Source organism: Pseudomonas sp. LBUM1645 (genome assembly GCF_059716185.1).
This window is the reverse complement of sequence record NZ_CP166811.1, coordinates 3841921-3866224: the sequence shown is the minus strand read 5'-3', so window position 1 is coordinate 3866224 and position 24304 is coordinate 3841921. Positions and strand designations below refer to the sequence as shown.

The window sequence follows — 24304 nt, the reverse complement described above, 5'->3', positions numbered from 1 at the left end:
GCTGTGCAGGCCTACCCCAGATAGCGTGAGACGATCGCTCGATAGTTGCCGTCCAGTGAATAGCCTCCAACGACGATGTTTCCATCGGCCTGCATGACCACTGAAGTCGCGGTATCCAGGCTGCGGCCAAGGCGGGTGCGAACCCAGCCGGTGCCATTGCCGAAGCTGCGATCGAGTTGCCCGTCGGGTAGATGCCGCGCCAGAATGAAATCCGCCTCGACGCCGCCGATCGTGGCTCCGACCGTCACCACGCCGCCGTCCGGCAGTGCCTTTGCGTCGGTCCACTGGCAGCCACTGTGACCGATTTCCAGCAGTCGGGCCTGGCCTCCATTGCAATGAATGTCCGGGCGGCCGTTGCTGTGTACTTTCAGTGCCAGGCAATGCATCGGGTCGCGGCTGCTGCCAAAGCACTGCACATCGCCATTTTCCTGTTGGACGATCTGGCTGACCTGAGCGCTATACCCACGTGCCTTGAAGGTCATGAAACCATCCACGGCGAAACTATCGTCGAGCCTGCCGTCGGTTTGATAGCGGGCCAGCAGACCTTCTTCAGGGAAGTTGATCGACCCGCCCACCAGGATCCGGCCGTCTCGTTGCACCATCAGGCTGCTGAGCCAGGTGTTCATCAACAAGTGCCTGACAATCACGAAGCCACGACCGTTGAAGGTGTTGTCCAGTGAGCCGTCGGTGTTGAGGCGTATCAGCATGCCGACATGATCGGACAGTTCGAAGTGATGATTGGCCTGCAGCAGGATTCGACCATCCTCCTGCACGCAGATATCACAACCTTCTGCGCCCGATACGCCGGGAGGGAGCCAGGTGTCACGCACGCCTTGGGAAAGATCGCCCGGCAGACGCACAACGCAGCGGCCATTGTCGCCAAAACATTGAGCCGGCCGACCATGCTGATCAAACAGGGCGAGGGCGGGCAGTGTCCGGTGAGCATTTTCGTAGTGCAGGCCGGCTACCAGAATGTGCCCATCAGGCAGTACGTGGACTTTGCCGGCCATGGCCTCGAAGCCGTGTTCAAATTGCCCGATGACGCTGCCTTGATTGCCGAACGCCAGATCCGCCGAGCCGTCCTCGAGCAAGCGTGCCACGCCGAAGCGGCTACCGCCTGGCGTTCCGACCTTCGCCGCGACTAACAACCTGCCACGTGAATCAATCGCGACCCCGTTGGCCATGCTTGAGAGGCTGCCAGCGAAATACACTTGGGTTTTGCCAGACGAGGCAAAGGTTGCATCAAGTTTGCCGGCGTTGTTCAGGGTTGCCGGTAATGCAAACGCGGTCTGGATTGACATGCACGCAGCTCCTTGCGAGTCGTCCTGAACCGGGAGTTTGGATGGCGACTTTATAAGGAAACATTCAATCCCTGAACGCCTGGATGCACAACTGTCATAACTAACAGACGGAGGGTCGCTGTGTGCCAGAACAGTGTCTTTTCGAACCACTGACAAGCCTGCCAATTAGTTGGGCGCGTGCAAGTTCGAAGATTAATCGGGGAGGGTGCGGGTTACCGTTTAGTAACCCGCAAAACGTTTAGTGTGGCATCGACCACGATTGGAGTTTGTAACCCTCCTCGCTCAATTCCGCACGTGCTGCTTCAAGCAGGCATTCAAGTTGCGCAGGATCGGTATAGGCACTGCTTGGGATCTGCTTACGGCCGATGCTGCGGGTGTTGGTGCGATCGATAACGGTCAGGCTGAGTTCGCCATTGCCGTCTTGTGGAGCCCAGGCCACGCATTGGAACGGTTGGAATGCGCGGTCGGCAATCAAAAGAGCTTCGTTGATGCGGAGCGGGGCGTTCATGGGTTTTTCTCTCTGTATGCCCAATCAAGTGATGTGCCGTCGGTTGGGCTTACCGTTCGGCTGGTTACTTGTACTGATGCCCGCAACCGGGGGGCGGGTCACATACAATTAAAAGAAATATCAACTTTCTTTCATGGGCTCAAGGTGTGGACAGGGTTTGAAAGCTGAATGAAAGGATGGAGTCGTTAGGTAACTAACTAAGTCGCTTCTTATAACTAATAACGCAACTGCTCTATAGTCAAACGGTACAAGGTCACGTCAAATTATTGCTAACGTTACAGCCAGGTCCGCCAAACGACTGTTTTTAATAATATTTCATAAATTTGGCGCCAAGGAACAGCCATGATCGAAGCGCCTGCTTTACGACGTCTGTTAGTAGTGGACCCTTGCGACGACTGCCATCGTCTGCTGCCGGTTTTGCGCTCTGTGGGTTGGGACGTTGACAGCTGCACCCTGGAAAACGTTAACGACAAAACCTGCGATGTCGGCCTGTTGCGTTTGCAGCCTTTTCACCTCGAACGCCCGGAAGCCGTCAAAGAGCTGATCAGCCGTAGCGGTACCGAGTGGATCGCCGTACTCAACCAGGAAGTCCTGCGATTGCAGAATGTCGGGGACTTTGTCTGCGAATGGTTTTTCGATTTCCATACCTTGCCATTCGATGTGTCCCGGGTTCAGGTGACGCTGGGCCGGGCATTCGGGATGGCACGCCTGCGTGGGCAGGGCACGGTTCACATTGATCAGCCTGAACACGAGTTGCTTGGCGACAGCAAACCCATTCGCGAACTGCGCAAGTTGCTGAGCAAGCTGGCGCCCACCGAGTCGCCGGTATTGATCCGTGGTGAAAGCGGTACCGGTAAAGAACTGGTCGCCCGCACGCTCCATCGACAATCCCAACGTCACAGCAAACCCTTTGTCGCGATCAATTGCGGCGCAATTCCCGAACACTTGATCCAGTCCGAACTGTTTGGCCACGAGAAGGGTGCTTTTACTGGCGCCCATCAACGCAAGGTCGGGCGGATCGAAGCGGCTAACGGCGGCACGCTGTTTCTCGACGAAATCGGTGATCTGCCCCTGGAGCTGCAGGCGAACCTGTTGCGTTTCCTCCAGGAAAAGCACATCGAACGGGTGGGCGGCAGTCAGCCGATTCCCGTGGATGTGCGGGTGTTGGCCGCGACCCATGTCGATCTTGAGGCCGCGATCGAGAAGAAACGCTTTCGCGAAGATCTGTATTATCGCTTGAACGTTTTGCAGGTCGCGACCGCCCCCCTGCGTGAGCGCAATGGCGATCTGTCGATGCTGGCGAACCACTTTTCCCATTTCTACAGCCATGAAACCGGCCGCCGTCCGCGCAGCTTCAGTGAAGACGCCTTGATTGCCATGGGCAAGCATGACTGGCCGGGCAATGTTCGTGAGCTGGCCAACCGGGTACGTCGCGGGTTGGTACTCGCCGAAGGCCGGCAGATCGAAGCGCGAGACCTCGGGCTGATCAGCCAGCAGGCCGTTGCCGCGCCGATGGGCACGCTGGAAAACTACAAGCACCGGGCAGAGCGCCAGGCCTTGTGCGATGTACTTAACCGTCACAGCGATAATTTGAGCATTGCCGCGAAGGTGCTGGGGATATCCAGGCCTACCTTCTACCGTTTGTTGCACAAGCATCAGATACGTTAGACGCGAGATCCAAAGATCGCAGCCTTCGGCAGCTCCTACATTGGAATGTGTTCACCCTGTAGGAGCTGCCGAAGGCTGCGATCTTTTGATCTACTACAAAAAAAGCCCCGCTGCGATTGAAGTCGCAGCGGGGCTTTGTTGTTGTGGATTAGAAGTAGTAAGGGAATTTCAGGCTGAAGGAAAAGTCCGGCGAGTCGTCGGTCAGTCCGATGGACAGGTTGGGAACGATTGTCAGGTTATTGGTTGCTGCCAGGGTCATGCCGATGTTGAAGTTGGCCGAGTTGTAATCGCTGTTGGTAATCGATTGCCAATCACCACCGTCCGGCTTGATCTTGCTCTTGCGGGCGAACTGATCGGTGAACGAGAACGACATACTCATCTTCTCGTTCAAGGCGAATGCAATGCCGGCGCCGGCCTGCCAGGAATTACCCAGTTTCACGTCCCCGGGCACCTTGGAGTTGACCTGAGGGCTGATGTCGCTGAAAGAGTCTTCGATGTTGTAGGTATAGGCCAGGCTTCCGAACAGTACGGCCGGGTCGAAGGTCTTGACCAGCGAGATACCCGGGGTAATCGACCAGATACCATTGCCGGTAGGCAAGTCCTCGGGTACCGAGAGGTTATCGTTGGACGGATCATTGACCAGCTTGATGCCGTAAGGGTCATCACCGGTCGGCGCCTTGACGCGCAGTGTAACGACCGCATCGGGCAGGTTGGCCGACTCATCCAGAAACTTGTAAGCAACACCAACGTTTACATCGCCGATGGTCGGGTCGCGGGTAACGGTTGCGTCCGACGTCACCGGGCCCGCGCCACCAGCGCCACCGGAGGAGTACGTTGATTCGCGATAAACCACGGGGACGTTAATGTCGAACTGCCAGCGTTGTCCCGTGTTGTAGCGGGCGGTCAGGTCCAGTGTCCAGTTGTCGGCCTTGATGCGATCGAGGTTGATGTTGCCGAGGAAAATCGAGTCCAGTGCCAGGAAGCCGTTAAGTACCAATGCACGGGTATCGTAGTGCGTGTAGGTCAGGCCGGTTTCGAAACTGAACTTGCCGCCACCGAAGAAGCCGCTGGCTTCGTCATACAGGTTGGAAACGCTTTGCGCAGGCTCCGAATCGTCCTTGAGCGATTGGCCGTATGAACTGCCTGTGGTTCCCGGCGCACCGGCGGCCACCGTCTGGCCACCCTTGGTCGTTTCGGCAGGGGATTTGGTCAGGCGTTTGGGAGCCGGTGTCGCAGGTGCTTCTTCGACTTGGCGAACGCGTTGCTCGAGTACCATCAGCGCGTTCTGTTGTGCTTCGTAACGCTGTTTCAACTCCATGAGTTCTTGTTTTAGTATCTCGACCTGGGGGTCCGGTGCTGCGTACAGCAGTGTCGCCGGGGCCAGGCTACTCAAACATACGATAGCTCTGAGCGTTAACGATCGGTGCATGGGTTAGCCGTCCCTTCTGAGTACATCTGATGAGACTGAGCGTAGATCAGAATCCTTGAGTGCGAAGACCTTTGAGCTGGTCCAGGTTGCCGTTCAGCGACCCGGTTGTCGCCACGTTGTCACGCAGCACGACATTGAGGGACGTGAGGTTACGGACCTGGTTACCACCGCCGAGCAAAGTCGTGTTCTGCATCAGCCCACCCTGGGCCAGGCGTTGTACGGTACTGCCCTGGTTGTTGTTGGCCACGATGTTGAGTTGCACGCCAGTACCGGTCGAGGAAATGCTCAGCGAGCCCGCGCCATTGGAACCGACCAACGTCGAGCCTGCGGCCAGTGCCTGGCCCTGCTGTTGCGTTGTTGGCGCTTGGTTAGCCTTTGTGACGTTGATATCAACGTTGTTGTAGGCAGTGTTATGGTCGCCGGCAGCGCGCACGACTTGAGTGACGCCTTCGGTGCTGTTGAGGCCGTTGCCGCCAGTGACGGTACCGGTGCCTTGCGAACTCGCTGAACCATTACCTTTTTCGTCGATCATCGTCACATAGAACTGTGGCTGGATGGTCGATTGTTGAATTTGCATCGAGGTAGTTGCCCCGATCACTTCACCGTTGGCATTTTGCCAAGCGCTGGTCATGACAATGCCGAAACTGACGATCCGTCCCGGCATGACATAACGGCCTCGCAGGGTCGCCAATTCCTGATCATTGAGTTCAATAGGTTTGAACGTCTGTGCCTGGGTCGGCAGGCTGGCGGCCAGGCAAACCACGGCCAGCCAGATTGGAGTCTTCATTGGAATGCTCCCGGAGCGTCGTGCTCCCTTGTTATTAGAAGAAGTCGCTTTGGATGAATCCGAAATCCATCAACTCTGCGTCTTGCACCGGGCTGAAGGTGTTGATGCGGTTCTTGGCGGTCAGTGGCAGGGGGGGGGAGAGCAACGCATTGGTTTTGTCGTAGCCCTGGCCGATCACGGCAAAGATGATGCCGTTCCAGCCTTTTACAAAGTCTTCGACTTTGTAACGTTTATGACCGAGTACCGGATCGCCGATATATACCCAGCCCTGATGGACTTTTTGCATGACCACAAAATGTTTGTAGCCACGGATATCCATGAGTACCACCACCGGAATTCTGATCTGGCTCAACGTTTCCGGCGCTACCCGGTAGCCACGGGCCCGCATGCCGATACTTTCCACGTAGCGCTTCATGTCGAGCATGGAAAAGCCCTGGACGCGGACAAGATCCTGATCGGAGTGTGACAGCATGCCTTCGATGATTTGTTCTTCGTTCACGTCCAGCCAATAGGCCTGGCGCAATACGGTAGCCAGCGCAGCTGCGCCGCAACTGAAGTCGGTTTTCTGTTGCACCAGGTCGGCAAATTTACGCTCGCGTATGCTCTGGATCGGCTTATACACCACCGCGCCGCCCGGCAGGACGGAAAGCGGCAGTTGTGCAGCCTCGATCACACTGGCCACGCAAAGCAAAAATGCCAAGGCGATAATGCGCATAGTGGGACGCCTTCTGGTTGTGTTGAAAAAGGCCCCCATAAGGGGGCCTCAAGAGACAACAATTAGAACGACTGGTTGGCGATGGACAGCGAGTTGCTTTGTTGGTTGCCCACACCGGCAGCCACGTTGACGCCCAGGTTGCCACTGCCGCCATTCACCGAACCGCTCAGGGTTGCAGTGTTGGTCACAGGGTTGGCCCAGCCAGTTGGAGTCAGCACTTGATAGGAATAGGTGTTGCTCAAATCAAATGAACTGCTCTCACTGAAGCTTCCCGCTTTTGCGAACTCGGATTCGGACGATTTCGAGCCCGATTTTTCGAACGAGGAGGCGTTCGATTTCTCGAACGACTTATCGAACGATTTTTCGAACGAGGAATCGCGCGATTTGTCGTACGAGGATTCGCGAGACTTGTCGTACGAGGAGTCGCGAGTTCTGTCGAACGAGGAGTCGCGAGATCTGTCGAACGAGGAATCGCGCGATTTGTCGAACGATTTGTCTACCGATACGCTAAGCGATGCGTCAAGTGATGCGGTAAGCGATGCGTCGGAACTCCTGCTGCGGGTGCGATCGCCATTGCCATTATTGACGGTAGTGGAATGGGAAGCCGCCGCAGCAGCGTCCAAAGTAGCGGTCAAGGAAGCATCCAAGGATGCACTCGAAGAACCGCTTGCACTGCTGCTGTTGGAACCGCTTGCAGTACTGCTGTTGGTACCGCTCGCAGCACTGCTGTTAGAACCGCTCGCAGAACTGCTGTTGGAACCGCTCGCATTGCTGCTCTTAGAGCCGCTTACATCAATGCTGAGGGAACCACTGCTATCAGAGCTCCTGGCCCCGGCCGCGGCCCAGCTCGACGAAGCGCTTTCACTGCCGCTAACCTCGAACGACTTATCTTTAGAGAAACTACCGCTGGCCGTTTTGGTAACCGTAATCGTATCTACGCGGTAGGTCCGATCAGCGTTGTTATTCACTGTCAGGCCAGGACCGCTTTGATTGGCGGAAGCGCTGGCTGATGCGTTACCCAACGGGGAGTTGGAGTTGGCGATTGCCATGGTGTTTTTCTGTTGGTTGAGGTCGCCGCCAGCAATGTTGACCCCCATATTGCCGCTGCTGCCATCGGCCGATCCGCTCATCACAGCAGAGTTTTGGGTGCCGTAGTTCCAGACCTTGTTGTTGTTGCTGTATTGCGTGACTCGAGCGCTGGCGTCGGCATTGCCGAACACGAAGCTGTTATCGAGGCTGGAGGTGGAACCAGCGTTTGCGATGGCGGCCGCGTTGTCTTGTTGGTTGCCGGCGCCTGCTGCCACGTTGACGCCGACGTTGCCGCTCGCGCCTGAGGCAGAGCTGCTCATCTCGGCGGAGTTCTCAGTCCCTTCGTTGTAGATGCGGTTGCCGGTACTGGACTGCCGGTCATTCGCATTGGCGGTCGCGTCGGTATAGATCCTTGTTGGAGGAGGGGTGTGATTATTGTGGCTACCGTTATGGTGGCCACGCCGATCGTTCTGTCCAGCTTGTGCAGCAACAGCCAAGACCGCAGCGATTGCAAAAACCAGAGGTTTTATTGCCATCGAAGGTTTCATGGTGGTTCTCCGTACTTATTTTAGGTTAAGTGTTGTACCTACCTGTTTGGGTCAATCCGTGACCCGTACGCTCAGGGTATTGGCCGTTCGGTTTCCCACCCCGGCGCTCTGATTCAACTGGATCACCCCACGGCTACCGGTGAAGGCCTGATCGCTGGTAGCGACTTGGCGATAGCCTGGTGCAGAGTCAGTTGGATCGGAGTTGATGATCAGCGTCACGTTCTGTTGCCTGAGGACGCTGTCGTCGATGCTTTGCGGCTGTGTGCTGACGCTTATCCGCAGGGCATTGGCTTGCTGGTTGCTGGCGCCCGCGCTCTGGTTGACGCCCAGTACGCCGGTGCCGTTGCTGAAGGAGTTGCCTTGAATGCTGGATCGAGCATCGATCCTGGGGTCGACCACCGTACGCAGCCGTTGGCGAATCTGTGTGTTCGCGCTGGCTCCATGGCCAACGGCGATGGCCCGGGCGTTAGCCTGTTGCTGTAGATCGCCGGCAGCCTGGTTGACCCCGAGGTTGCCTTGGTACTGCGTGCCCGAACCGTCGATTTCGGCGTTGTTGATGACGGGAGATTGGGCAAAGGTCGATGCACTGCAAAACATGGCGATAATCAGCAGCGTACGATTCATCTTAACGGTCTCCCGTTATGACTTTCAGAGCACCCAGGCCTTGCTGGACGCTTGAATTGACCATGTTGGCAATACCGTTGCCGGCATTTCCCGAACGTCCCGCGGGGAGGTTGGAAAGCTGGGTCTGGTTGCTGATATTGCCGCCAAGGTTGTTGGTGTTTTGAGTGACCAGGCGGGAGATGCCTGCACCACTGGCGACACCGGCAAAGTCGCCGTCGCTCAACTCGTTCGTTTGACTGAGGATTTGTTTGGACGGGTTGGCATTGGCGGTCGTGGGGCTAGGGTCGGGAATTATCGGCGCACGCGTTGCCATGCGTGGTTGGACATCACGTTTGATAATGATGATGCCGTTGTCAGCTTGTACAGGCAGGCAGACACTTGAGCCCAGTGCGCATCCGATCAGCAGGAGGGTATAGAAGTTGTTTTCAAGTTTCCCCACGGCGGCAATTCCTTCTGTAAGTGGAACGCTGGCCCTTATCAGCGTTGCGAGGAAGAGAGCAGAAGGTGTGCCGGTTTTCGGTTTTCTTTTAAAAACAGTTGGTTGGCTTTAATTGTTGAAGTTGTCAAAAGAATTTTGTAACGCCACTGAGACAGAGCCACGCAAAAGTGCCGTTCATGCTGGCGTCATTGCTCGCTAAAGGGCGCTGAAGGCAGGTTGTATCAGTGGCTTAACATTTTCTTGCAGGAACGCTCGGGCCGCTCTGGCTCGCGGGTTTGCGCAGAGATGGGTGTTTCAGGAATGGACATCAGTGGCAGGGGCGGGATACCCCTGTCAGGTCGTGAGCAAGCGCGTCACCGCCTCGAATGCTGCGTCCTTGCGCTGTTGCCAATCCCCTTGCAGCACCTGTAAAGGCTGCTGGTGCAGGTCAAGCCATTGGCGACTGGCCTGGAAAAACGCCTGGCGTTCTGCCAGTTGCGGTTGGCAACGCTGCCCGTCGTCATGCCATGCCACGGTTTCAGGGCTCAGCAGCAAATGCAGGTCGTAGTGCCGTGCCAGCAATGCTTGCTCGATCCACATCGGGCAAGCGCCAAATAATGTGCGACTCCAAAGGATATTGCTTAATAGGTGTGTATCGAGAATCAACAGGGATGGTTGTCTGGCGCGTGCTTCATCTTCCCATCTCAGCTGGCCATGTGCTATGGATGAAATGTCATCGTAGCAGGTTTCCCGGGCTTCGCTTTCGATGAAGTGCCGAACGTATTCACCGACCAATATGCCGCCAAAATTGGCGTGAATCTCACTCGAAAGCCAGCTTTTGCCGCTGGATTCGGGGCCTGTGAGTACCAGAACTTTCATGTGCGCAACGCCGGATCGGCCCGCCATTCCCGCCAGCCTTGCACGGCAATCAGGGCGAACAGCGCGTAGAGCCCGGCGGTCAGGTACAGGTCTTTGTAGATAAACAGCCCGACGAAGATCACATCCAGGGTGAACCACAGCGGCCAGCATTGAACGCGTTTTTGCGCCATCCATAACTGCGCCACCAGGCTGAAGCCAGTGAGTGCCGCATCGAGCCAGGGTTGTGCGGCATCGGTCCAGTTTGCCATTGCAGCGCCCAGCAACAGACTGCCGACCGCTCCAATGAGCAGACTGATAGCGACCGATTTACCGTCGAGCAGGCTGACCTGCCGACCATGGCGCGCGTCTCCCGCATGCGTCCACTGCCACCAGCCATAGAGCTGCAATGCGGCGTAGATCACCTGCAAGAGCATGTCCGAGTAGAGCTTCACCTCAAAAAAGATCCAGCTATAAAGCAGCACCATGACCAGACCGATCGGCCAGCACCAGGGGTTCTGTTTGACCGTCAACCAGACGGCAATGACACCGAGGGCAGCGGCGAACAGTTCAAGCCCGGACATGGAGGTTCCTTGGGGGAAGTCGAAGAGGGGGCGGATTGTACCGGGAAGGAGCGAAGTTTGAAGATCAAAAGATCGCAGCCTGCGGCAGCTCCTACGCCGAACGCATTTCCCTGTAGGAGCTGCCGCAGGCTGCGATCTTTTCGGGTTATACCCGGAACTGCTTGAGCAGCCCGTTCAATTGCTCACTCAATTCCTTCAGGTGAACGCTGGCCACGCTCGACTGTTCGGCCGCCAGCGCCGTGCTGTGGGACAAACCGGCCGCCTGGGTGACGTTCTGGTTGATGTCCTCGACCACATGCGCCTGTTGCAAGGTTGCGCTGGCGATGGAGGCGTTCAATCCGTTGAGGTTGCGCAGCGCCTGGGCAATGGCATTCAGGCTTGCACCGGCCAGGCCGGCCTGCTCGATGGTCAACTGCGATGCACGGCTGCTGTCGCCGATCACTTTGACCGCCGCTTCGGAGTGGCTTTGCAGGCGTTCGATCATCGACTGGATTTCGGCTGTGGACTTCTGGGTACGCTGGGCCAGCAGTCGCACTTCATCGGCCACCACTGCAAAGCCCCGACCTTGCTCGCCGGCCCGGGCGGCTTCGATGGCCGCGTTGAGGGCCAGCAGGTTGGTTTGCTCGGCGATGGAGCGGATCACTTCGAGGACGGTGCCGATCTGCGTGCTTTCGGCGGCCAGGGTACGAATCACTTCCACCGCCTGATCGATGGTCGACGACAGCTTGTCGATCTGTTGCAGGCTGCCATCGATATTGACTTGGCCTTGCTGCGCCTGAGACTCGGCATCGCGCATTTCGCTGGCGGCGTGCTCGGCGTTTTTCGCGACGTCGTGTACGCCATACGTCACTTCATTGATTGCCGTAGCCACCAGTTCCATTTGCTGGGACTGTTGCTGACTGCGTTGTTGGGCCTGGGCGGCGTCGTTGCCCAGTTCGCTGGAAGACTGGCCCAAGGCACTGGCGGATACTTGCAGTTCTTTGATCACCAGTCGCAGCTTGGCGGTAAAGGCGTTGAAGTGGCGTGCCAGTTGCGTGACTTCATCCTGGCCATGAGTGTCGAGGCTGTGGGTCAAATCGCTCTCGCCGCTGGCGATGTTGGCCATGGCATTCACGGTTTCCTGCAGTGGACGCACGATGCTGCGGGCAATCAGAATCACCAGCAGCGCCATGATCAGGGCAATCACCAGCCCCACGAACGAGGCCTTCCAGACCTGGGTATAGAACTCGGCCTGCATGTCATCGATGTATACGCCCGAACCGATTATCCAGCCCCAGGGTTCGAACAATTTGACGTAGGAGGTTTTTTCTACCGGCGCGCTGGCGCCCGGTTTTGGCCAGCGATAGTCGATCGTACCTGCGCCCTTGGACTTGGCGACGGCGACCATTTCGTTAAACAGGGCAAAACCATCCGGGTCGCGGATCGCCGAAAGGTTCTGGCCGTCAAGTTTCGGGTTGGCCGGGTGCATGATCATCACCGGCGTCAGGTCGTTGATCCAGAAGTATTCATTCTGGTCATAGCGCAGACCGCGAACGGCCGTCAGTGCTTGCTTCTGCGCGGCATCACGGGTGAGCGTGCCGGCGGTTTCGAGGTCGTGGTAATAGGTCAGAATACCGCTGGCGGTTTGCACCACATGCTGGGTTTTCTGAGCCTTGGCGTGGTACAGGTCATCGTGAATCTGCTTGAGCATCAAGACACCCAACGTCATTAGCATCATCACGGCCACGATCAAGATGAGCCACAAACGTCGGCTGATCGACATACTGCGCAAGCTGTTCATAACGCTGTTACTCCGGTTTCTTTTTCTTGTAATAAATGATCGCCAGCATCCAACCACACTTTGCCGATCGGTCATATCCGACCCAAGTCCAATAACGCAGCAGCGTTAATCAGACTTGTCTGATAGGATTTCGGCCCCGCGCGGAAAAACCTGAATCCAAGTTGATTTTTCACGGAATTTTTATGGTTCCGTCTGGATCCTGTGCGCGCGGGACTTCAGCTAGGCTGATCGCAGTAAACGTTCTGAAAAAATATTAACGGGGCATGCCGTGGCGCATCGCTTCTTGGGGGATTGATGGATCTTTGGACTGCCTTTTCGGCATTGATTCTTGGGGTTGTAGAAGGGCTGACGGAGTTTTTGCCGATTTCCAGTACCGGGCACCAGATCATTGTGGCTGACCTGCTCGACTTCGGTGGCGAGCGGGCCATGGCCTTCAACATCATTATTCAGTTGGGGGCGATCCTGGCGGTGGTGTGGGAGTTTCGCCGCAAGATATTCGATGTGGTCATCGGTTTGCCGACGCAGCCGAGCGCTCGACGCTTTACCGCGAACCTGCTGATCGCCTTCCTGCCGGCCGTGGTATTGGGGGTGATTTTCGCTGATCTGATCCACGAGTATCTGTTCAACCCGATCACCGTGGCCACGGCGTTGGTCGTGGGCGGTATCGTCATGCTGTGGGCTGAGCAGCGTCAGCATGAAGTGCATGCTCACACCGTCGACGAAATCACCTGGAAAGACGCCCTGAAAGTTGGCTTTGCCCAGTGCCTGGCAATGATTCCCGGGACCTCGCGTTCTGGCTCGACGATCATTGGCGGTTTGCTCTTCGGCTTGTCGCGCAAGACCGCCACCGAGTTTTCTTTCTTCCTGGCGATGCCGACCATGGTCGGCGCGGCGGTGTACTCGGGCTACAAGTATCGCGACCTGTTCGTTCCGTCTGATTTTCCGGTGTTCGCGATCGGTTTCGTCACGGCGTTCATCTTCGCGATGATTGCCGTCAGAGCCTTGCTTGTGTTCATCGGCAGCCACAGCTATGCGGCGTTTGCCTGGTATCGCATCGCGTTCGGCCTGGTCATCCTGGCCACCTGGCAGTTCGGCTGGGTCGACTGGACAGCGGTCAAGCCATGAATGATGGCAGCGCGCGCAACAACCCCGGACGCAAACCCGCAGGAGAAATTCGCAATCTCCAGCTGAAATTGGTGGTGTTTGCAGTCCTGTGCGCGCTGCCGCTGTACGGGTCGATGTCGCTATGGCTGCGCGGGGTTTCCGTGATTCCCTTGGCTGCGTACGGGGTCGTCAGCCTGCTGGCGTTCTTGCTGTACTGGAGCGACAAACGCAAGGCGCGCGCCGACCATTGGCGCACACCGGAGAACGTGTTGCACGCGGTGGAACTCGCCGGCGGCTGGCCGGGCGCCTTACTGGCGCAGCAGCTGTTCCGTCACAAGACGCGCAAGCTCTCCTTTCAGTTGGTGTTCTGGATCATCGTGCTGATGCATCAGGTGTTCTGGATCGACCAGCTGTTTCTGGGTGCAAATCTGCTGGCGCTGTTTTAAAGCAGCAGTCCGACCTGGGTGCGCTTGGGTAACTTGCTCACCACCAATTGATGGGAACGCTGCAACAAGCCTTGCAGCTCTTCAGGGCCCAACGGGTAGGGCGTTTCCATGATGATCCACTGAGCCCGCGCCAGATACGGCGCCGGGCGGATTCCCGGGCGGTCGCAATGACCGAGAAACAAGTCCTTGTCGACCTTGAAGGCCAAGGATTCGCCCCGCAGATTCTGCAAGGCGAACATCTTGTTCCCCGCAATCGAAAACACCCGTACGCCACCCCATTTGTAGTCTTCCCGCGCACCCGGCAGCGCGAGACAGAATTGCGCGACATCCTCTTCGCTCATACGTCCAGCCTTCATATCAGTCGGTCCCCACAGTCATTGAATGATTCAATCAAGTGGTCGAGCCAGGCACGTACGGCCGGCATCACCCCGCGTCGATGAGGGTAGACCGCTTGCAGCCAGCCGCCAGGCAGCGACCAATCGGGCAGCAACTGCACCAGCGAGCCGTTTTCCAGCTCCTGCTCGCAATACATCATCGGCAGCATGGTAAAACCCTGGCCGGCGAGGGTGCAGGCCTTGCGCACGATAAAGTCATCGATGCCCAATCGCGCTTCGAGGGTCAGATCGCAGCTTTTGCCCTGTTGGTCGAGCATTCGGATATGCACCAGGCGGTCGGCTTCAAGGGCACCGAGTACGGGCAGGTTTTTCAAGTCTTCGGGGTGGTTGATTTCACGTCCGTGCAAAAAACCTGGGCTGGCGACCATTGCCATCTGCGCCTGGCGCAAACGTCGGGTGACCAGCAGCGGATCCTCATCGCCCAACTCACGCACTCGCAGCGCCACATCGACGCCCTCGGTCACCAGGTCGACGCGGCGGTTGAGCAACATGACCTCCAGTTGAACCTGAGGAAACTTCTCAAGGAAATCGCTGATCACTGTCGGCAGAATTTCGTGGGCCAGCCCGACGGGGCAGGACACCCGCAAACGCCCGCGAGGTTCACTGGACATGCTGGCGACGGCTTCGTCGGCCATCTCGGCTTCCAGCAGCATCGCCTGACAGTGCCGCAAGTAACGTTCACCCACGGCGGTCAGCTTCAGTTGTCGGGTCGTGCGTTGCAGCAGGCGCGCGCCGAGACGCTCTTCCAGCTCGGCGATGCGCCGCGACAACCTCGACTTGGGAATTCCTAGCAAACGCCCGGCCGCGGCGAAGCCACCGGCTTCAACCACCTTGGCGAAGTAGTAAAGATCATTGAGGTCTTGCATGGTGTGAGCTCAATTGTCCTATCAGTGGGACGAACTATCGCATTGTTGCGGTCTAATCATCCATTGGTTTCGCCTGTAGGATTCTCCCCATCAGATCGCCGCGTAGCGATCCTCACCTGGAGATCCCACATGAAACTGCTGCATATCGATTCGAGCATTCTTGGTGACAACTCGGCTTCCCGTCAGCTGAGCAGCGAAGTCGTTAAAGCCTGGCAAACCGCCGAGCCGACTGCGGTGGTGACCTACCGTGACCTGGCCGCTGATGCCATCAGCCACTTTTCTGCCACAACCCTGGTTGCCGCCGGCACCACCGCCGAGTTGCGCAACGCCGCCCAGCAACACGAAGCCGAGCTGAGCGCCACCACCCTGGCCGAATTCCTCGCCGCCGATGCCGTGGTGATTGCAGCTCCGATGTACAACTTCACCATCCCGACCCAACTCAAGGCCTGGATCGATCGCATCGCCGTTGCCGGTCAGACCTTCCGTTACACCGAAGCCGGCCCTGAAGGCCTGTGCGGTGGCAAGAAAGTCGTGATCGTATCGACTTCCGGCGGTCTGCATGCCGGTCAGGCAACGGGCGTTGCTCACGAAGAGTACTTGAAGGTGCTGTTCGGCTTCATCGGTATCACTGACCTCGAGTTCGTCCGTGCCCATGGTCTTGCCTACGGTGACGAAGTCCGTACCAAAGCCATGAGCGACGCTCACACGCAAATTAGCGAGCAGTTGTTCGCCGCCGCGTAAGGCTTCTGTAAAGAAAATCAAACAGCTCGGGCAATACCCAAAAAACTCTGTATTCTGATCACGCAAGTGCCAGATACGGAGTTTTTTGTGTCTGGCTGTTTCGGAATTTCATTAAATAGTGGCCCGGGTTATGCAGTCGAGGGTTACCGTCTCCGGTCAAGTAACAAGGTGGGGCATCCCATGGTGCGTCTTTGTGCAACCTTACTGATTTGCCTGCTCAGCAGCCTGAATTCAGTGCACGCCGCGCCTGCGCCGCATCCTCACTGGAGCGTCGGCTTCCATGAGATGAGCTTTCTTGACCCTCTGGACTTGCAGCCGATGCGCGCCATCGCCTTCTATCCCTCCAGTGACAAGGAGCACTCCAGCATCCTCGAGGGCTACACGGTCGAAGCGGGCGAAGACACTCGAGTCGCCATCGGTAGTTTCCCGATGCTGATGCTGTCCCACGGCAACACCGGAACCCCGCTGGCCTTGCACGACCTCGCCACGTCGCTGGCACGCAAAGGGTTTGTGGTGGTGGCGGTGATCCATCCCGGTGACAACTCCAAAGACCACAGCCGCCTCGGTACGTTGAGTAACCTTTACGGTCGGCCCATCCAGATTTCCGAAGCCATTACCGCGACGCTGGGCGATCGTATGCTCGCGCCCTTCGTCAATGCCGATCAGGTCGGTGTGATCGGTTATTCGGCGGGCGGGGAGACGGCGCTGATTCTGTCCGGCGCGACGCCAGACCTGGATCGTCTGCGCCGATATTGTCAGGAACGCCCGGACGACCGCGATGCCTGCAACACCCAAGGCGAATTGATTGCTGATCGTGATGACTTGCAACCGGTGGCTGACCCTCGGGTTCGCGCCTTGTTGCTCATGGCGCCGCTGAGCCTGAAGTTTGGCCGCCATACCCTGGCCGAAGTGCATGTGCCGGTGCTGCTCTACAGCGGCGACGGCGACAAACTGGTGGCGTTCGACAAGAATGCCGCCGCCCTGGCGCGCAAACTGCCAATCGCACCGGACTTCAAGTTGCTGGCCGGGGCAGGGCACTTCGTGTTCCTGGCGCCTTGCAATGAAGAGCAGATACTCGCCATGCCGGCGCTGTGTACTGATGCCGATGGCGTCGATCGCAAAGACATCCATCGCAACATGATTTCCGAAGCCGGGCGTTTCTTCTCTCATGCGCTTGGCAAACCGACCCGGGCCGGGATGCAGACCGCCGATCAATAAGATAATCCCTGTAGGAGCTGAGCTTGCTCGCGATGGCGGCGTCACATTCAACACATTAGTCGTCAGACAGGCCGCCATCGCGAGCAAGCTCAGCTCCTACAGGGATTGTGGATGTCAGTCCATTGCGCGGCGTTTCAGTAACAGTGTCAAACCGAGGCCGGTCACCGACAACAACCCCGCGCTGAAGAAAATCCACGTGTACCCCAAGTTCAACGCCACCGCGCCCATCAACGGCCCGGCAATCGCCAGCGCCAGATCGAAAAACACCGCGTAAGCACTCAATCCCGCCCCGCGACTGGAGTTGGGCACTTGCTTGATCGCTTCGACCCCCAGCGCCGGATACACCAGCGACAGACCGAATCCGGTCAGGCCTGCGCCGATCAGCGCATAACCGGTCGAAGGCGCGAGCCACAGCAATACCAGGCCCACCGTTTCAATGCTCATACAGGCAATCGCTGAGGTGAACCCACCGAAACGGCTGATGCTGGAGATGAACAACAGTCGCGCCAGAATGAAACACACGCCGAACACCGTCAGGCAATAAGCCGCGCCGGCCCAGCCACGGCTGACGTAATACAGGGTAATAAAAGTGGTCAGCGTGCCGTAACCGATGGAAGCGAGGCTCAAGCTCGCACCGAACGGCGCAATGCGCCCGAATACCGCCCAGAACGGCAAACGCTCGCCGCGAATCACCGGCACCGAGGGTTTGTTTCGGATCAGCAACAGCGCCGCCAACGACAGCACCGACAGCGCGATCCCAAGACTGGCGAACCCCAGTTCGCTGACCATCACCACGCCCAGCGGCGCACCAATGGCGATGGCGCCGTAGGAGGCGATGCCGTTCCAGGAGATCGATCGCGCGGTATGTTCAGCGCCCACCTGACCCATGCACCAACTGATGGTGCCGACCCCGATCAAGCCCTGGGCAATCCCCAGCAACAAGCGGCCGGCGATCAGGATCAACAGGCTCAGCAACGGAAGACTTTGCAGCAGCGTTGAAATCAACGTCAGCACGCCGCTCAGCACAATCCCCGATAACCCGTAAACAATCGCCCGTTTGGTGCCGATGCTGTCCGACAGGCGCCCGGCCATCGGCCGGCTGAGCAGGGTGGCCAGGTACTGCGAGCCGATGGTCAGCCCCGCGATGATCGCGCTGAAACCCAGCTGTTCGTGGACGTAGCCCGGCAATACCGCAATCGGCAGGCCGATGCAGAGGAAGGCAATAAAGGTATAGAAGACGATAGAGACGATCTGCAGGGTGATCGCCATGGAGCTTTGCGGTGGTAGTTGCTGCACAGACATGAGGGCTCGTTCGCGGGCGGCGGTAGGAGAACTGCATCATGGCGCGGGCTGCAAATAAAAGGAAGCAGGCTAACGAAAATCAAAAGATCGCAGCCTTCGGCAGCTCCTACTTTGGAATGCGTCCCCCTGTAGGAGCTGCCGAAGGCTGCGATCTTTTGATCTTCAGACAATAAAAAGCCCCGTCACCAGGACAGGGCTTTTACTTGCAGCTTGAAACTAAAAGCTGCTTTTAGAACACAACGCCCTGGCTACGCAGGTAATCATCATAAGTACCGCTGAAGTCGATCACGCCGCTAGGGCTGAGTTCGATAATGCGGGTGGCCAACGACGATACGAACTCACGGTCGTGGCTGACGAAGATCAGCGTGCCCGGGTAGTTCTCCAGCGCCAGGTTCAGCGCCTCGATGGATTCCATGTCCAAGTGGTTGGTCGGTTCGTCCATGATCAGCACGTTCGGTTTTTGCAGGATCAGCTTGCCGAACAGCATGCGACCTTGCTCACCACCGGAGATGACCTTGACCGACTTGAGGATCTCGTCGTTGGAGAACAGCATCCGGCCGAGGGTGCCGCGAACGATTTGCTCGCCGCCCTGAGTCCATTGGCCCATCCAGTCGAACAGGTTGCAGTCGTCTTCGAAGTCGTGCGCGTGGTCCTGGGCGTAGTAGCCCAGTTCCGCGGCGTCGGTCCACTTCACGGTACCGGCATCCGGGGTCAGTTCGTTGACCAGGGTGCGCAGCAGGGTGGTTTTGCCGATACCGTTCGGGCCGATGATCGCCACGCGCTCGCCGGCTTCAACCTGGAAGCTGAAGTCCTTGAACAGTGTCTTGCCGTCGAAGCCTTTGGCCATGCGCTCGACGATGACCGCCTGACGGTGCAGCTTCTTGGTTTGTTCGAAACGGATGAACGGGCTCACACGGCTCGAAGGCTTGACTTCGGCCAGTTGGATCTTGTCGATCGCCTTCGCGCGGGAAGTGGCCTGCTTGGCTTTCGAGGCGTTGGCCGAGAAGCGGCTGACGAACGATTGCAGCTCGGAGATCTGCGCTTTCTTCTTGGCGTTATCCGACAGCAGTTGCTCGCGGGACTGGGTCGCCACGGTCATGTACTCGTCGTAGTTGCCCGGGAACAGGCGCAACTCGCCGTAATCCAGGTCAGCCATGTGGGTGCACACGCTGTTCAGGAAGTGACGGTCGTGAGAGATGATGATCATCAGGCTGGAGCGCTGGGTCAGGATGTTTTCCAGCCAGCGGATGGTGTTGATATCCAAGTGGTTGGTCGGTTCGTCGAGCAACAGCACTTCAGGATCGGAGAACAGCGCCTGAGCCAGCAATACGCGCAGTTTCCAGCCAGGGGACACTTCGCTCATCGGGCCGAAGTGCTGCTCGATGCCGATACCCAGGCCCAGCAACAGTTCGCCGGCGCGGGATTCGGCGGTGTAGCCGTCCATTTCGGCGAACTCGGTTTCCAGCTCGGCCACGGCCATGCCGTCTTCTTCAGTCATTTCCGGCAGCGAGTAGATGCGGTCGCGCTCGGCTTTAACCTTCCACAGCTCTTCGTGGCCCATGATCACGGTATCGATCACGGTGAATTCTTCGTAAGCGAACTGGTCCTGGCGCAATTTACCCAGACGCACGTTCGGCTCGAGCATTACCTGGCCGCCGGACGGCTCGAGGTCGTCGCCGAGGATTTTCATGAAAGTCGACTTGCCGCAACCGTTGGCGCCGATCAGGCCGTAGCGGTTGCCCGCGGCGAATTTGACCGAAACGTTTTCGAATAGCGGCTTGGCGCCGAACTGCATCGTGATGTTAGCTGTAGAGATCAAAGGTTTTTCCTGCGAAGCATTCAGAGTAGCTAGGGGTGCGGCAGTACCGATTCAGTACCCGTTTCCGCTTTTCGAACCACAGGAAATGCATCCCGGTCAGAAGCGGAAGGTCCATCTGGCAATAAGTGGACAGCAGCATATGGAGCGCTTGGCCCGAGTCGAAGTGCGCTGAGACGGGGTTCATTCCCGTCATCAACCAAGGGGGGCGCGTAATGTTTGGCGGCGATTGTACTGGTCTGGCTCTTTAAACGATAGGGCGTTAAGGCCGCACGGCCACTTTGGCAGCATCAGTGGACAGATTTTCACATCTGAAGGTTAACTATTGGTTACAAACTGTGGCTAAAATGCCATCTATCACCTGATGCCGACAGGCGGCATGGGCTCAAGGACGCGCCATTCGGGACCGCTATTTAGTATTCAGACGCTGCACAAGACCCTCGGGCCGGTGGGCCGACAAGGGACGCAGTTTGTTCACTTCTGACGTGTGACGATTTTTTGTGAAATTGATCATTGCCGCTGTTTACGTTGTATCCATTGCGTACGTCCACTTGCGCGGACGCGTGCGCCACAAGCTGGGCCGCCAACTGAGCGACCACTCGACGTTTCTGGCGCCGATCAATTGCTTCCTTTATATGTTCTCGAAAATCCCCAACAAGCCTTATCTCAACCCGGCCGACTTTCCTGACCTGAGTCCGTTGCAGGAGCATTGGGAAGAAATTCGCGCCGAGGGCCAGAACCTGCTCAGGGCCGGGGAGATCAAGCGCTCGAATCAATACGACGACGTCGGCTTCAATTCGTTCTTCAAGACGGGCTGGAAACGTTTCTACCTGAAATGGTACGGCGACAGCCATCCTTCGGCCATGAAACTCTGTCCGCGCACCACCGAACTGGTGCAAAGCATCGGCTCGATCAAGGCTGCGATGTTCGCCGAGTTGCCACCGGGTTCGAAACTGGTGCGTCACCGCGATCCGTATGCCGGTTCCTACCGCTATCACCTGGGCCTGGAAACACCGAACGATGCCGGTTGCTACATCAACGTCGATGGCGAGAACTACCACTGGCGCGACGGTGAAGCGGTCATGTTCGACGAGACTTTCATTCATTACGCCGAAAACACCACCCAACAGAACCGCATCATTTTGTTCTGCGACGTGGAGCGGCCGATGAAGTATCGCTGGGCGGCGGCGTTCAATGGCTGGTTCAGCCGCAATGTGATGTCGGCGGCGGGCGCACCGAACGATGCGAGTGACAAGACCGGCGGTATCAACCGCTTGTTCGCCAAAATCTACAAGATTCGCCTGCGCGGCAAAGCGCTGAAGAAGCGTAACCGCAAGCTCTATTACATCGAAAAGTGGGCGATTTTTGGTGGCTTGCTGGCGTTTTTCGTTCTGATCTAAATGTAGTATCGCGGCGGAAGACGCCATCGCGAGCAAGCTCGCTCCCACAGTTAACCGCGATCCCCTGTGGGAGCGAGCTTGCTCGCGATGGGGCCATAACAATCACCGCAAAATCATCAATCAGCCACGAGAAGTCTTCGTGGCTTTTTTCTGTGCAGCAGGTTTGGCCTTACCAGCACTCTTGCCGCCTAAGCTGCGTTTAAGCAGCTCGGTCAAATCAATAACATCAGCGGATTTACGCTCCTCTTCACCCGTCGCTGTTTCCACATCCTCGATCTTGCCTTCATTAGCCTTCCTCTCAACCAACGCCATGATCTTGTCTTCAAAACTGTCGCGATAATCCTCGGGTTTCCAGTCGGCACTCATGTCTTGAACCAGACGTTTGGCCATATCGAGTTCACCTTTGGCCAGTTCGGGCTTGGTGACTTCACTGCCCAACTCCAGCGTATCCAGACTTCGCACTTCGGCGGGCCAGCGCAGCATCACCAATACCATCGCCGATTCCAGAGGCATCAGCGCGGCGAGGTGTTGACGCGTGTGCAGCACAACATGAGCCAAGGCGACTTTATTGGTCTTGCTTAACGTTTCGCGCAACAGCGCATAGACCTTGCCACCGCGTTTATCCGGCGCGAGGTAGTAGGGCGTATCGATGTTTTGCAGGGGAATCTGCTCGCTGTCGACAAAGGAAAAGATGTCGATGGTCTGAGTGGACAGCGGGTGCGCCGACTTGATTTCCTCTTCGCTGAGGACCACATACCGACCCTTTTCATACTGCACACCTTTGACGATGTGTTCCTTGGTCACTTCCTTGCCGGTGACCTTGTTGACACGCTTGTAGCCCACCGGGTCCATGCTGCGGCTGTCGAGCCAGTCGAAATCCACCCCTTGCGAGGACGTCGCCGAGACCAGTGCGACAGGGATATGCACCAGACCGAAACTGATCGCGCCTTTCCAGATTGCCCGTGCCATGGTCGTCTTCTCGCGAGTGATGTTCAGGTGACCTGTGACGTTGTGCAAAAGTTTCAGCGGGCTGCGACCCGGTCCTGCGGGCGTATCGGCGGTCGGGTCAACTCGTGTTACATCTTGTGAAGGAGGTTTTAGTTAACAAAACCGAACCCCGGGCGTAGCGTGATATCGAAGTTCCTATCCACGCTGATGTCGAGAGGCTCCCCATGAACAGATTTGTGCTCGGCTGCACCGCGTTGGCATTGAGTGGCGTGCTGAGCAATCTGGCCCAGGCTGACACCGCATCGCCACCTTCTTCAATGCTGTTGGCCCAGAGCCCGACGGGCCAAACCAGCAATCCTTACAACAGCCCGATTCGCCGGGCCAACCCCAACAGCATGCAAGGCACACAACCCAGCGCGCCGGCCATTCGTGGGCCGAACACAGTGCCCGTGCCGCGCCCACCGACGCTTGATAATGGTGGCATCGGCAACCGCTATCCCCAGGATCGCTCGCCTCCCGCCACCCCACCGAAATTCATTCCTAATCCACCTCATCGAGACGCAGACAGCAGCAACCGTTGAACGGCACGACAGCGTTCTTGCCAGCCATTCGAACGACAAAAGGAATCGTGCATGTTGCGTAAAACCCTTCTGGCCACACTGTGTGCCAGCGCACTGATCACCGTCACGGCGCCCGTTTTCGCGGCGCCGACCCAGAATTTGAAGAGCGAACAGGGCACCCTTGAGGTGACGACAGTGACCAAAGGGCTCGAACATCCCTGGGCCTTGGCGTTTCTTCCCGATCGCCAAGGGATGCTGGTGACCGAACGGCCCGGCAACCTGCGTGTGGTCAGCGCCGACGGTAAACTTTCCGCACCGCTCAGTGGCGTGCCAAAGGTTTGGGCCAAGGGGCAGGGCGGCTTGCTGGATGTAGCGTTGTCGCCCGACTTCAAGCAAGACCGCACGGTCTACTTGTCTTATGCCGAAGGTGGCGGTCAGGGCGACAAGGCCGGAACGGCGGTTGGTCGCGGACGTTTGTCTGACGACCTGACAGCCATAAAGGATTTCAAAGTGATCTTTCGCCAGGAGCCCAAGCTTTCGGTAGGCAACCACTTTGGTTCGCGCCTGGTGTTCGACCGCGACGGCTATCTGTTCATCACCCTTGGCGAGAACAACGACCGGCCGACTGCTCAGGACCTCGACAAGCTGCAAGGCAAGATCGTGCGTATCTACCCGGACGGCAAGGTGCCGGATGACAACCCCTTTGTCGGTCAGGCCGGCGTACGCCCGGAAATCTGGTCCTACGGCCAGCGCAATCCGCAAGGCGCGGCGCTCAATCCCTGGACCGGCACCCTTTGGGAAAACGAACACGGCCCTCAGGGTGGCGATGAAATCAACATCATCGAACGTGGCAAGAACTACGGCTGGCCGATGGCAACCCATGGCATCAACTATTCCGGCCAGCCGATCCCGGAAGCCAAGGGCAAGACCGCCGAAGGCACCGTCGCCCCGCACCACGTCTGGGAGAAATCCCCCGGCCTCAGCGGCATGGCTTTCTACGACGCTGATCGCTTCAAGGCCTGGCAGCACAACGTGTTTATCGGCGCGTTAGTGAGCCAGGAGTTGATCCGCTTGCAGTTCGATGGCGACAAGGTCGTTCACGAAGAGCGATTGCTGGGCGAACTCAACAAGCGCATTCGCGATGTGCGACAAGGCCCGGACGGGTACTTGTATGTGCTGACCGATGAGAACGATGGGGCCCTGTACAAGATCGGACTGAAGTAACCGACACCTGTAGCAGCTGGCGAAGCTGCTACAGGGAT

The 24304-nt window shown here is 57.7% G+C and carries 24 protein-coding genes; 8 read left to right on the top strand and 16 right to left on the bottom strand.

Translation table 11 applies throughout. From position 1 onward, the window contains the following. Positions 1 to 11: 11 nt before the first annotated feature. Both ACA079_RS17255 and ACA079_RS17250 read right to left on the bottom strand, forming a co-directional pair. Entirely contained in the window at positions 12 to 1301 is a 1290-nt protein-coding gene (locus tag ACA079_RS17255; protein ID WP_497700205.1) for an NHL repeat-containing protein, read from the bottom strand. A gap of 238 nt (positions 1302 to 1539) precedes the next feature. Next, on the bottom strand, positions 1540 to 1809 hold the full coding sequence (locus tag ACA079_RS17250; protein WP_008149930.1) for a hypothetical protein: 270 nt from the start codon (positions 1807 to 1809) through the stop codon (positions 1540 to 1542). Positions 1810 to 2151: 342 nt separating this feature from the next. On the opposite strand from ACA079_RS17250, the gene ACA079_RS17245 reads away from it, so the two are divergent. Then, complete coding sequence (locus ACA079_RS17245; protein WP_497700204.1) at positions 2152 to 3477, top strand: sigma-54 dependent transcriptional regulator; 1326 nt, start codon at positions 2152 to 2154, stop codon at positions 3475 to 3477. Positions 3478 to 3625: 148 nt separating this feature from the next. Here ACA079_RS17245 and fapF read toward each other — a convergent pair whose 3' ends face one another. The 9 genes from fapF to ACA079_RS17200 all read right to left on the bottom strand — a co-directional run bounded on the left by fapF (position 3626) and on the right by ACA079_RS17200 (position 12246). Next, a complete protein-coding gene (gene fapF / locus ACA079_RS17240; RefSeq protein ID WP_497700203.1) occupies positions 3626 to 4906 on the bottom strand; it encodes a fibril amyloid transporter FapF in 1281 nt (426 codons plus the stop codon). A 46-nt stretch (positions 4907 to 4952) separates the two neighbouring features. Next, positions 4953 to 5693 carry a fibril amyloid subunit FapE gene (gene fapE, locus ACA079_RS17235; RefSeq protein WP_497700202.1) on the bottom strand — a complete coding sequence of 247 codons (741 nt, stop codon included), beginning with the start codon at positions 5691 to 5693 and terminating at the stop codon, positions 4953 to 4955. A 34-nt stretch (positions 5694 to 5727) separates the two neighbouring features. Beyond that, positions 5728 to 6408, bottom strand: a complete 681-nt coding sequence (gene fapD, locus ACA079_RS17230) for a fibril amyloid maturation endopeptidase FapD (protein ID WP_497700201.1) — start codon at positions 6406 to 6408, stop codon at positions 5728 to 5730. Between the two features lie 62 nt (positions 6409 to 6470). Further along, entirely contained in the window at positions 6471 to 7985 is a 1515-nt protein-coding gene (gene fapC / locus ACA079_RS17225) for an amyloid-like fimbrin subunit FapC (RefSeq protein ID WP_497700200.1), read from the bottom strand. Between the two features lie 51 nt (positions 7986 to 8036). Further along, entirely contained in the window at positions 8037 to 8609 is a 573-nt protein-coding gene (gene fapB, locus ACA079_RS17220; RefSeq protein WP_046055125.1) for a fibril amyloid subunit FapB, read from the bottom strand. A 1-nt stretch (position 8610) separates the two neighbouring features. After that, a complete protein-coding gene (gene fapA, locus ACA079_RS17215) occupies positions 8611 to 9048 on the bottom strand; it encodes a functional amyloid chaperone FapA (RefSeq protein WP_497700199.1) in 438 nt (145 codons plus the stop codon). Between the two features lie 333 nt (positions 9049 to 9381). Further along, positions 9382 to 9906, bottom strand: coding sequence for an AAA family ATPase (locus tag ACA079_RS17210; protein WP_497700198.1), 525 nt, complete (start codon positions 9904 to 9906; stop codon positions 9382 to 9384). Then, positions 9903 to 10466 (bottom strand): nicotinamide riboside transporter PnuC, encoded by a 564-nt coding sequence (pnuC, locus tag ACA079_RS17205; RefSeq protein WP_497700197.1) that lies wholly within the window; start codon positions 10464 to 10466, stop codon positions 9903 to 9905. The genes ACA079_RS17210 and pnuC overlap by 4 nt, the downstream gene beginning before the upstream one ends. Positions 10467 to 10611: 145 nt before the next feature. Then, positions 10612 to 12246, bottom strand: a complete 1635-nt coding sequence (locus ACA079_RS17200) for a methyl-accepting chemotaxis protein (RefSeq protein WP_497700196.1) — start codon at positions 12244 to 12246, stop codon at positions 10612 to 10614. A gap of 294 nt (positions 12247 to 12540) precedes the next feature. On the opposite strand from ACA079_RS17200, the gene ACA079_RS17195 reads away from it, so the two are divergent. Next, positions 12541 to 13371, top strand: a complete 831-nt coding sequence (locus ACA079_RS17195; protein WP_415769177.1) for an undecaprenyl-diphosphate phosphatase — start codon at positions 12541 to 12543, stop codon at positions 13369 to 13371. Continuing rightward, the gene (locus ACA079_RS17190) at positions 13368 to 13796 is read left to right on the top strand and encodes a DUF1294 domain-containing protein (protein WP_497700195.1); all 429 of its coding nucleotides are present in this window, start codon (positions 13368 to 13370) and stop codon (positions 13794 to 13796) included. Before ACA079_RS17195 ends, ACA079_RS17190 begins: the two co-directional genes overlap by 4 nt. On the opposite strand, the gene ACA079_RS17185 is transcribed toward ACA079_RS17190, so the two are convergent. Beyond that, the gene (locus ACA079_RS17185) at positions 13793 to 14152 is read right to left on the bottom strand and encodes an MmcQ/YjbR family DNA-binding protein (protein WP_008149946.1); all 360 of its coding nucleotides are present in this window, start codon (positions 14150 to 14152) and stop codon (positions 13793 to 13795) included. The two genes, ACA079_RS17190 and ACA079_RS17185, sit on opposite strands and share 4 nt — an antisense overlap. Then, positions 14149 to 15057, bottom strand: coding sequence for a LysR substrate-binding domain-containing protein (locus tag ACA079_RS17180; protein ID WP_497700194.1), 909 nt, complete (start codon positions 15055 to 15057; stop codon positions 14149 to 14151). Before ACA079_RS17180 ends, ACA079_RS17185 begins: the two co-directional genes overlap by 4 nt. Positions 15058 to 15186: 129 nt before the next feature. On the opposite strand from ACA079_RS17180, the gene ACA079_RS17175 reads away from it, so the two are divergent. Further along, positions 15187 to 15798 (top strand): FMN-dependent NADH-azoreductase, encoded by a 612-nt coding sequence (locus tag ACA079_RS17175; RefSeq protein WP_056740026.1) that lies wholly within the window; start codon positions 15187 to 15189, stop codon positions 15796 to 15798. Positions 15799 to 15978: 180 nt separating this feature from the next. Continuing rightward, positions 15979 to 17016, top strand: coding sequence for an alpha/beta hydrolase family protein (locus ACA079_RS17170; protein WP_497700193.1), 1038 nt, complete (start codon positions 15979 to 15981; stop codon positions 17014 to 17016). A 114-nt stretch (positions 17017 to 17130) separates the two neighbouring features. On the opposite strand, the gene ACA079_RS17165 is transcribed toward ACA079_RS17170, so the two are convergent. After that, positions 17131 to 18318, bottom strand: coding sequence for an MFS transporter (locus ACA079_RS17165; RefSeq protein ID WP_497700192.1), 1188 nt, complete (start codon positions 18316 to 18318; stop codon positions 17131 to 17133). A gap of 229 nt (positions 18319 to 18547) precedes the next feature. After that, positions 18548 to 20137, bottom strand: a complete 1590-nt coding sequence (locus ACA079_RS17160; RefSeq protein ID WP_008149954.1) for an ABC-F family ATPase — start codon at positions 20135 to 20137, stop codon at positions 18548 to 18550. A 497-nt stretch (positions 20138 to 20634) separates the two neighbouring features. Here ACA079_RS17160 and lpxO point away from each other — a divergent pair, with 497 nt between their 5' ends. Then, positions 20635 to 21534 carry a lipid A hydroxylase LpxO gene (gene lpxO, locus ACA079_RS17155; protein WP_497700191.1) on the top strand — a complete coding sequence of 300 codons (900 nt, stop codon included), beginning with the start codon at positions 20635 to 20637 and terminating at the stop codon, positions 21532 to 21534. A 120-nt stretch (positions 21535 to 21654) separates the two neighbouring features. Here lpxO and ku read toward each other — a convergent pair whose 3' ends face one another. Further along, complete coding sequence (gene ku / locus ACA079_RS17150) at positions 21655 to 22503, bottom strand: non-homologous end joining protein Ku (protein WP_497700190.1); 849 nt, start codon at positions 22501 to 22503, stop codon at positions 21655 to 21657. 203 nt (positions 22504 to 22706) lie between these two features. On the opposite strand from ku, the gene ACA079_RS17145 reads away from it, so the two are divergent. Both ACA079_RS17145 and ACA079_RS17140 read left to right on the top strand, forming a co-directional pair. After that, complete coding sequence (locus ACA079_RS17145; RefSeq protein WP_497700189.1) at positions 22707 to 23063, top strand: hypothetical protein; 357 nt, start codon at positions 22707 to 22709, stop codon at positions 23061 to 23063. Between the two features lie 51 nt (positions 23064 to 23114). Then, positions 23115 to 24266, top strand: coding sequence for a PQQ-dependent sugar dehydrogenase (locus ACA079_RS17140; protein WP_497700188.1), 1152 nt, complete (start codon positions 23115 to 23117; stop codon positions 24264 to 24266). The last annotated feature ends 38 nt before the right edge of the window (positions 24267 to 24304 follow it).

What these genes read in the sequence shown, in the direction of transcription:
- fapF (WP_497700203.1), bottom strand. Translation starts at nt 4,906, where the DNA reads ATGCACCGATCGTTAACGCTCAGAGCTATCGTATGTTTGAGTAGCCTG.
- ACA079_RS17165 (WP_497700192.1), bottom strand. Translation starts at nt 18,318, where the DNA reads ATGTCTGTGCAGCAACTACCACCGCAAAGCTCCATGGCGATCACCCTG.
- ACA079_RS17145 (WP_497700189.1), top strand. Translation starts at nt 22,707, where the DNA reads ATGAACAGATTTGTGCTCGGCTGCACCGCGTTGGCATTGAGTGGCGTG.
- ACA079_RS17250 (WP_008149930.1), bottom strand. Translation starts at nt 1,809, where the DNA reads ATGAACGCCCCGCTCCGCATCAACGAAGCTCTTTTGATTGCCGACCGC.
- ku (WP_497700190.1), bottom strand. Translation starts at nt 22,503, where the DNA reads ATGGCACGGGCAATCTGGAAAGGCGCGATCAGTTTCGGTCTGGTGCAT.
- fapC (WP_497700200.1), bottom strand. Translation starts at nt 7,985, where the DNA reads ATGAAACCTTCGATGGCAATAAAACCTCTGGTTTTTGCAATCGCTGCG.
- ACA079_RS17185 (WP_008149946.1), bottom strand. Translation starts at nt 14,152, where the DNA reads ATGAAGGCTGGACGTATGAGCGAAGAGGATGTCGCGCAATTCTGTCTC.
- ACA079_RS17140 (WP_497700188.1), top strand. Translation starts at nt 23,115, where the DNA reads ATGTTGCGTAAAACCCTTCTGGCCACACTGTGTGCCAGCGCACTGATC.
- ACA079_RS17245 (WP_497700204.1), top strand. Translation starts at nt 2,152, where the DNA reads ATGATCGAAGCGCCTGCTTTACGACGTCTGTTAGTAGTGGACCCTTGC.
- ACA079_RS17200 (WP_497700196.1), bottom strand. Translation starts at nt 12,246, where the DNA reads ATGAACAGCTTGCGCAGTATGTCGATCAGCCGACGTTTGTGGCTCATC.
- fapE (WP_497700202.1), bottom strand. Translation starts at nt 5,693, where the DNA reads ATGAAGACTCCAATCTGGCTGGCCGTGGTTTGCCTGGCCGCCAGCCTG.
- ACA079_RS17175 (WP_056740026.1), top strand. Translation starts at nt 15,187, where the DNA reads ATGAAACTGCTGCATATCGATTCGAGCATTCTTGGTGACAACTCGGCT.
- ACA079_RS17210 (WP_497700198.1), bottom strand. Translation starts at nt 9,906, where the DNA reads ATGAAAGTTCTGGTACTCACAGGCCCCGAATCCAGCGGCAAAAGCTGG.
- pnuC (WP_497700197.1), bottom strand. Translation starts at nt 10,466, where the DNA reads ATGTCCGGGCTTGAACTGTTCGCCGCTGCCCTCGGTGTCATTGCCGTC.
- fapB (WP_046055125.1), bottom strand. Translation starts at nt 8,609, where the DNA reads ATGAATCGTACGCTGCTGATTATCGCCATGTTTTGCAGTGCATCGACC.
- ACA079_RS17190 (WP_497700195.1), top strand. Translation starts at nt 13,368, where the DNA reads ATGAATGATGGCAGCGCGCGCAACAACCCCGGACGCAAACCCGCAGGA.
- ACA079_RS17180 (WP_497700194.1), bottom strand. Translation starts at nt 15,057, where the DNA reads ATGCAAGACCTCAATGATCTTTACTACTTCGCCAAGGTGGTTGAAGCC.
- ACA079_RS17255 (WP_497700205.1), bottom strand. Translation starts at nt 1,301, where the DNA reads ATGTCAATCCAGACCGCGTTTGCATTACCGGCAACCCTGAACAACGCC.
- fapD (WP_497700201.1), bottom strand. Translation starts at nt 6,408, where the DNA reads ATGCGCATTATCGCCTTGGCATTTTTGCTTTGCGTGGCCAGTGTGATC.
- ACA079_RS17195 (WP_415769177.1), top strand. Translation starts at nt 12,541, where the DNA reads ATGGATCTTTGGACTGCCTTTTCGGCATTGATTCTTGGGGTTGTAGAA.
- ACA079_RS17170 (WP_497700193.1), top strand. Translation starts at nt 15,979, where the DNA reads ATGGTGCGTCTTTGTGCAACCTTACTGATTTGCCTGCTCAGCAGCCTG.